The 6,711-nt window shown below is 73.0% G+C and carries 8 protein-coding genes and 1 pseudogene; 3 read left to right on the forward strand and 6 right to left on the reverse strand.

All coding sequences use genetic code 11. The features are described 5' to 3' along the window. The 4 genes from AB0M20_RS20305 to AB0M20_RS20320 all read right to left on the reverse strand — a co-directional run. Positions 1 to 251: hypothetical protein (locus tag AB0M20_RS20305; protein WP_364300263.1), on the reverse strand; the 251-nt coding region annotated here is incomplete at its 3' end. Continuing rightward, the gene (locus AB0M20_RS20310) at positions 248 to 856 is read right to left on the reverse strand and encodes an RNA polymerase sigma factor (RefSeq protein WP_364300265.1); all 609 of its coding nucleotides are present in this window, start codon (positions 854 to 856) and stop codon (positions 248 to 250) included. The genes AB0M20_RS20305 and AB0M20_RS20310, both read right to left, overlap by 4 nt. Positions 857 to 904: 48 nt before the next feature. After that, positions 905 to 1,813: a DedA family protein gene (locus AB0M20_RS20315; RefSeq protein WP_364300267.1), complete on the reverse strand. Its 909-nt coding sequence runs from the start codon at positions 1,811 to 1,813 to the stop codon at positions 905 to 907. 89 nt (positions 1,814 to 1,902) lie between these two features. Continuing rightward, the gene (locus AB0M20_RS20320) at positions 1,903 to 2,379 is read right to left on the reverse strand and encodes a hypothetical protein (protein WP_364300269.1); all 477 of its coding nucleotides are present in this window, start codon (positions 2,377 to 2,379) and stop codon (positions 1,903 to 1,905) included. Positions 2,380 to 2,531: 152 nt separating this feature from the next. On the opposite strand from AB0M20_RS20320, the gene AB0M20_RS20325 reads away from it, so the two are divergent. From AB0M20_RS20325 to AB0M20_RS20335, 3 genes are all read left to right on the forward strand, one after another. Then, positions 2,532 to 4,223, forward strand: coding sequence for an ATP-binding protein (locus tag AB0M20_RS20325; RefSeq protein WP_364300271.1), 1,692 nt, complete (start codon positions 2,532 to 2,534; stop codon positions 4,221 to 4,223). Positions 4,224 to 4,228: 5 nt separating this feature from the next. Continuing rightward, positions 4,229 to 4,873 (forward strand): response regulator transcription factor, encoded by a 645-nt coding sequence (locus AB0M20_RS20330; protein WP_364300273.1) that lies wholly within the window; start codon positions 4,229 to 4,231, stop codon positions 4,871 to 4,873. A 103-nt stretch (positions 4,874 to 4,976) separates the two neighbouring features. Next, positions 4,977 to 5,765, forward strand: coding sequence for a methyltransferase domain-containing protein (locus AB0M20_RS20335; protein WP_364300275.1), 789 nt, complete (start codon positions 4,977 to 4,979; stop codon positions 5,763 to 5,765). Positions 5,766 to 5,777: 12 nt separating this feature from the next. Here the strand turns inward: AB0M20_RS20335 and AB0M20_RS20340 are convergent, their stop codons facing one another. Both AB0M20_RS20340 and AB0M20_RS20345 read right to left on the reverse strand, forming a co-directional pair. Further along, entirely contained in the window at positions 5,778 to 6,152 is a 375-nt protein-coding gene (locus AB0M20_RS20340; RefSeq protein WP_364300277.1) for a hypothetical protein, read from the reverse strand. Between the two features lie 25 nt (positions 6,153 to 6,177). Continuing rightward, positions 6,178 to 6,711, reverse strand: a pseudogene (locus tag AB0M20_RS20345) (hypothetical protein); the annotation flags it as partial.

Below are 6,711 nucleotides of genomic sequence, written 5' to 3' on the forward strand. Positions count from 1 at the left end.
GGCGCGTCGTCGCCTGCCGGGCGGCCCAGCGTCACGGCGTTGATCGCCACCGCGGCGACCTCGACTGCGGTGGACGGTGCGGCGAACAGGGCCCAGCGGCGCCGGGCCGGCTTCGACCGCGGCACCTCGGTGATCGTCTGCATGAACGCGTCCTTCAGGTCGCGGTGGCGGTCGCCGGTCAGGTCGGAAACCTCCGGCGCCGGCAGCATCCGCGCCAGGTCGGCGTGCTCGTGTCCGGGCGTGTCGTTCATCGGTTTCTCTCCTGGTGCGACCGGGCCGCGGAGATGCGGCCATCCGGTACCTGTCCGTGGCTGGGCATGAGTTCCCGTTCGGTCAGGTCGCGCAGCCGGGCCCGGGCGCGGGACAGGCGGGACCGGACGGTGCCCACGGGTACGCCGAGCGCCTCCGCCGCCTGCGCATAGTCCAGGCCGGACCACACGCACAGCGTGAACACCTCGCGGTCGGCCGGGCGCAGCCGGCTGAGCGCCGCAACGGCGGCGGCCAGCCGGTCGGCGTCGCGCATCCGGTCGACCACCTCGTCGGCGAAGTCAGGCACCGGCTCGATGTGCAGGCGGGCCAGCGCAGCGCTGTGCCGGCGGGCCGCGCGGCGCGTGTTGCGCAGCACGTTCGTGGCGATGCCGAGCAACCACGGCAGGAGGCTGTCGCCGTCCGGGAGGAGGCGCTCCCGCAGCCGCCACGCCTCGTAGAAGGTCAGCGACACCACGTCCTCGGCGGTGGCCCAGGAGCCGGTCGTCCGCAGCGCGTGCCGGTGGACGTCGCGGGCGTGGTCGTCGAAGACCTGCCCGAACGCCGCGGCGTCGCCGGCGCGCAGCCGGGCCCGAAGATTGCGGTACACACCTGGTCCTGTCCGCCGGCCGGTGAGGGTTCCGTGACGGTGGTCACACTAGCCCGCGGACGCCTCTCCATCCCCCGCGAGAGCTACCCGCAGGTGTCCACCGCACGGTGACGTTTCCGGGCGCGGAGGTCCATAGCGTTCTCCACAGCGGCGCTCCGGCCGCGCAGGAGTGAAGGAGCTTCTCATGCGTCTGCTCAGGCAGCTCGCCGCCGTCGCCGCGGTGGCCTTCGCCGGCGGCCGGGCGGTCGCCGCGGTGCCGGACAACCCGTGGGACACGCCGGCCGCCGGCACGGCGACGGCCGTGCCGGCGATCCTGGTGTACGGCTGGGGGGTGCGGCTCTCGACCTGCGCGACCGGGTCCAGGCCGTGGTCTACGCCTACCGCCGCGGCCTGGTCACCGGACCGACGCTCCACAATGGTGTGCAGGCCGGCCAGTACCGCGCCGAGCACCATCCCGAACGCCGCGCCGAGCAGTGGCGAGTCGGCGAAGGTGGCGCCTCCCACCCGGCCCAGGCCGATCGCGTACGCCGCCCAGGCCGCGCTCGCCAGCACGCTGAACACCCGGAAGCGCCCCAGCGGCAGCGACACCGACCCCGCGGTCATGGTGGTGGCGGTCCGCCCGTACGGAAGAAACCGCCCGACCAGGACGGCGCCCCCGCCGTATCGCAGCAGCGCACGCTCCGCCCTCTCCTTGGCCACGGCCAGCTTGCCCTTGCCGAACCGGCCGCCGGCCCTGCGCCCGAACAGGTACGAGACGCGGTCGCCGGCGACACCCCCGGCCACCACCGCGGCGGCCAGCGCGACCAGGTTGGGCGAGCCGGAGCTCGACAGGGCGCCGAGCCCGATCACGACGGTCTCGGACGGCATGACCGGGAGAAACCCGTCGATCGCCACGGCGACGAAAACGATCACGTAGAGCCACGGCGAGGAGATCAGCGGCAGTAGGTGGTCAAGCATGGATCCGACGGTACGGATCATGAAGATCCCATTCGATGGTGCAGGCCCGCCGACCGGGGTGGGGATAACACCACTCCCGGACCCGGGCGTCAGCTCGTGACCACGGCCGAGAGGTAGACCAGGAACCACGCCGCCGCGACGAAGGCGCAGATAAGGGCGCAGGCACGAGTGAGACGGGTATGCGGCGAGCCCCCATGGGAACCCCGGGCAGATCCCCGGGCCAGGATGCCGACGCCCCACGCCAGCGCCACTCCCGCGCAGCCCAGCATCCATCCCAGCGGCAGGAAGTAGGCCACGGCGGTCAGCGGAGTGAGGACGGCCAGAAGAGGCAGCAGCCAGCGCACCGTTCTCGGCCACCGGACCCCGGCCACGACGATCGCCGTCGCTCCGGCGAGGAAGAGGAGTCCCGTCTGACCCACCGCGATGGCGTTGTCGACATCGAGCGGCGCCGTGAGTTCGCCGAAGATCGTCAAGGCGATGCCCAGCAGGCCGGCGATCAGGAAGTAGCCCGTGACGGCGACGCCGGGCTTCGTGCGGGCGACGGGAGTGGGCGGGCTGGACACCATGGCGGGCTCCTCGGACTCGAGATGGACGGTGCCCACCGATGATGCGGCCGGAACTGTCCCGGGCGGAGAGGGACAGATGTCCCGCCATGTGCCGGGTCCTCCGGCCGTCTCGTCGATACTCAACGGGCCATCGCCCTTCGTAAGCTGCTCTCGTGGCACCACGGTCACGGTTGCATCGGTTCCCCCTGGCCCTGCCGGCCGGTTTCCTGCTGCTCGGCGCGATGGCGGCCGGGCAGCAGAACGTGCCGCTGGAGGCGTTGGGCTGGCTCGTGGTGTGGTTGTTGTGGCCGGCCGCAGCCGCTGTCGTGCTGGATCGGATGCCCGGTCATCCGATGGGGATCGTGCTCGCGACTCCCGCGCTGGCGCCGGTCTGGATGTCGTTGATCGGCGATGGCGCCGCCACCGTACCGGGCGTGGTGGTTCTGCTCGTGGCGTCCCCGCCCGTCCTGGTGGCCGCCGGCGTCTTTCCGTGGGCGGTCCGGCACGCACGTGGGGAGCACGGTGGCGCCCGGGCGATGACGGCGAGCGGAGTGGCCGTCCTGGTGGTTCTCGGGCTCGTGTGTGGCGCCGCCCTGACCGGCCGGCTGACACCGGCGGGCCTCTACCTCGCCACCGGGGCCATGGCGATCGCCCCGTTCGGGCTGGCCTGGCTGACGACGACCGATTCACCTCCGGCGATGGACCGGGCGTTCGGCCGGGCCGCGCTGGGCCTGGCGGCCATCGCCGCGTTCGCGACCGCGTACGCCGCGGCGGTGGTGCTGCTCGCCGCGACGAATGTGCCCGATCAGCGCGCCGCGGGCGCCGTCCTCGCCGCCGTGGCGGCGATCGGCTTGATGCCGGGCTTGCTGGCCGCCCGGCGATGGCTGCTGGTCCGGCTGTACGGATCCGGGCGGACGCCGGGGCAGGCGCACCTGGATCTGTCGCACCGACTGCAGCGGCCCGCCGACCCGGACTCCTTGCTGCAGGAGGTGGCGGACTCGGTGGCGCGATCGGTCCGCAGTCCGTCGGCGCAGGTACGCCTGACGCCCGGCGGCGAGACGATTACCGACGGAGCCCAGGTGCCGTTGCTGGTCGGCGAGCGCGAGGTGGGCACCTTGGTCGTCGCGCCGCGACAGGCCGGCGAACGCTTCACCGCGACCGATCTGAGCGTGTTGCGCGGCCTCGCCCCGCAGATCGCAGTGGTGGCCGAGGCAGTCCTGCTGGGCAGGCGGCTGGCCGCCGCGCAGGACCAGATCCTGCGGCTGCGTGACGCGGAGCGGGAGCGTATCCGTACCGACCTGCACGACGTCCTCGGTCCGTTGCTGGCCGGGCTGCGCATGCACGTCGCGGCGGCTCGCGGCGCGACGTCTCCCACCCAGTTCGCCGAGCGGCTCGACCATCTGGAGGAAGGGCTGGAGCAATGCCGCACCGAGGTCAGGCGCCTGACCCGTGATCTGCACCCACCGACGCCGCGGCCTGCGCTGTCCGTCACGCTGCGGTCGATGGTGGACGATTGGATCTCCGCCGCCGCCCGTTCCGGTCCTCGTTTCGAGTCGGCCGTGCACGATGTCGCGCGCGTTCCCGTGGAGGTGGGCACTGCCGTGCGGCTGGTCGCCGGTGAGGCCGTCACGAACGTCATCCGGCATGCGGACGCGAGCTGGTGCCGCATCTCGCTGCGCGCCGATGCGGGACAGCTCATCCTGGCGGTCGAGGATGACGGGCGCGGGCTGGGCCGGCAGAACCACGGCCTCGGCCTGCCGTCGATGCGCCGGCGGATCGAAGAGGTCGGTGGCCTGCTCACCGTCGGCGATCGGCAGCCGCACGGCACGACGGTCACGGCCCGAGTTCCCTACCGGACGGAGTGACATCGGTGTTGCGCCTCCTGCTGGTCGACGACCATCCGCTCGTGCTCAGCGGCCTGTCCGCCGTGCTCAGCGGCGAACCCGATCTCGAAGTCGCCGCCACGGCACCCGACGGCGCGGCGGCCTTGGCCGCCCTCGGCCGGACCAGGGTGGACATCGCCGTCGTCGATCTGCGGCTGCCCGACACCGACGGCACGCAGTTGTGCCGGCGCATGCTCCTCAGCCATCCGGGTCTGCGGATCGTCGTGCTGACCATGCACGCGGACGAAGACCTCGTGCTGAACGCCCTCGCGGCCGGCGCGTCGGCCTACGTCCTGAAGGACAGCGCTCCGGCGGACGTCGTGGCCGCCATCCGGGAGGTGTCCCGAGGCAACCTCATCATCGGCGCCAGAGCACGACCGGCTCTCGCCGGCTCCCTCGGCGAGCCGCAGTCCAGGACCATCGGCAATCTCTCACCGCGCGAGCACCAGATTCTCGATCTGCTCGCGCGTGGACTGTCCACCGCCGTGATCGGGCAACGCCTCGGCCTGTCACCGAAGACGGTGCGAAACCAGCTCTCCACCATCTTCGCCAAGATCGGCGTGACGACCCGCACAGCGGCCGCGGTTGTCGCCCGCGAGGCCGGCCTCGGCCGCACCCGACCGGGCCCGTGACGGCACACGGCGATCGCCGGCCGTCGTAGGCGAAGCACCCGAGCGTGTCGGATCCGCGACGGGCCGGTTCTGGCGCACCCGATCATGCGGAACGCTCGCCGGCATGGCTGAACGTGAGCAGTGGCAGGTGTCGGCGGTTGCCGCCGAAATCTACGAATCGTGTTTCGTCCCCGCCATCTTCGGCGCCTGGGCGAGCCCGGTCGCCGACGCGGCCGGGATCAAGGAGGGCGACGCCGTGCTCGACGTCGCCTGCGGCACCGGGGTGCTCGCCCGCGAAGCCTTCCGCCGTACCGGCAGGGTCGTCGGGCTCGACCTCAACGAGGGAATGCTGGCGGTCGCGGCCCGCACCGAGCCGGGCATCGACTGGCGTGCCGGCGACGCGACCGCGTTGCCGTTCGACGACGCCGCCTTCGACGTGGTGGTCAGCCAGTTCGCGCTGATGTATTTCCCGGACCGGGCGGGGGCGCTGCGGGAGATGTGGCGCGTCCTCGCGCCGGGCGGACGCCTGGCGGTCGCGGTGTGGGCCGCCATCGATCGGGCTCCCGGCTTCCGGATCCTCGCCGACATCGCGGGCCGGCTGAGCAGCCCGAAGGCGGCCGACCTGCTGGCGGCCCCCTTCGTCCTCGGCGATCAAGGAGAGCTCGCGGACCTGTTCGCCGGCAGTGGTATCCCGGACGCCGGGATCGACCTGCGGGAGGGCTCGATCCGGTTCTCGTCGATCCAGGAGTTCATCCGGGTGGAGGTGAAGGGCTCGCCGCTGGCCGGTCTGATCGGCGACGAGGAGATGCCGGCCCTGATCGCGGAGGCCGAGCCGGCGCTGGCGCAGTTCGTCGTGCCGTCCGGCGAGGTCGTGATGCCGATCGCCGCCCACATCGTCACCGCGGGCAGATAGCCCGGGCCGATCTCAGCGCAGCCAGCGCGCCGCGGCCTCGTAGGTCCGGTCCGGCTTGCGGTTGAAGGCGATCGCCGCGCCCGGCGCGTGCCGGCGCACGAGGTTGATGATCCGCTCGAACAGCTCGAGCCGCTCCTCGTTGGTGCGCACCCCGCCGCCGACGACGACCACCTCCCAGGGCCGGCGGTCGAGGGCCGCCGTCACGACCGCCTCGATGTCGTCGCTCCCGTCGAGCCCGAACAGGCAGCTCTCGGCCCCCACCCCGGCCTCGGCGAAGCGGGCCATCCCGGCGGCGATCGCCTCGGCCATGGGCGCGGGATCCCACGGCCCGGGCACCCGATGGGGGTCCAGGCCGATCACCAGAACTCGCGGCTCGGCAGCGTCCACGCGTCTGAACGTAGCAGCGCCGTCATCAGGTCGGGGACAGCGCCGGCCAGCTGGTGGCGTCGGCCCACAGCGACTCCGGGTCGACGGCCGGGCGCAGCAGCGCGGTGAGGTCGTCGTCCGGATCGGTCCGGGCGGCCAGCTGGTCGCCGGCCAGCCGCCGGGCTATGCCGGCCAGCAGGTCGGCGACCTGCACCCGCGGGTCGGTGCGCGAGTCGACGAGGGTGACTTCGACCAACGAGGTGCCGTCCGCGATCGCGGCGATCCGCTCGGGCGTGACGGCGGACTGGTCGTCGTGGACCACCGACAGCGTGCCGCCGGCCGGGCTCCACATCGCCACGGCGCGGGCCAGGGCCGGGACGACCGGCTCGAGGAGGGTGGGGCGCTTCGGGTTGGCCTTCAGGTGGGCTCGGACGGCGGCTGCGGCCGGGAGGTGCTCGCGCATCGGGCGCAGGAGGTCGGCCACCTCGCCCGGGGTGTCCAGCAGGTCGTCGACGACGGCCGCGAAGGGGCCGACGGGTTCCCGCGCCGTCCACCGGCTGTTGGTGCGCATCAGGTCGGC

Source organism: Actinoplanes sp. NPDC051633 (genome assembly GCF_040681735.1).
Taxonomy (GTDB): domain Bacteria; phylum Actinomycetota; class Actinomycetes; order Mycobacteriales; family Micromonosporaceae; genus Actinoplanes.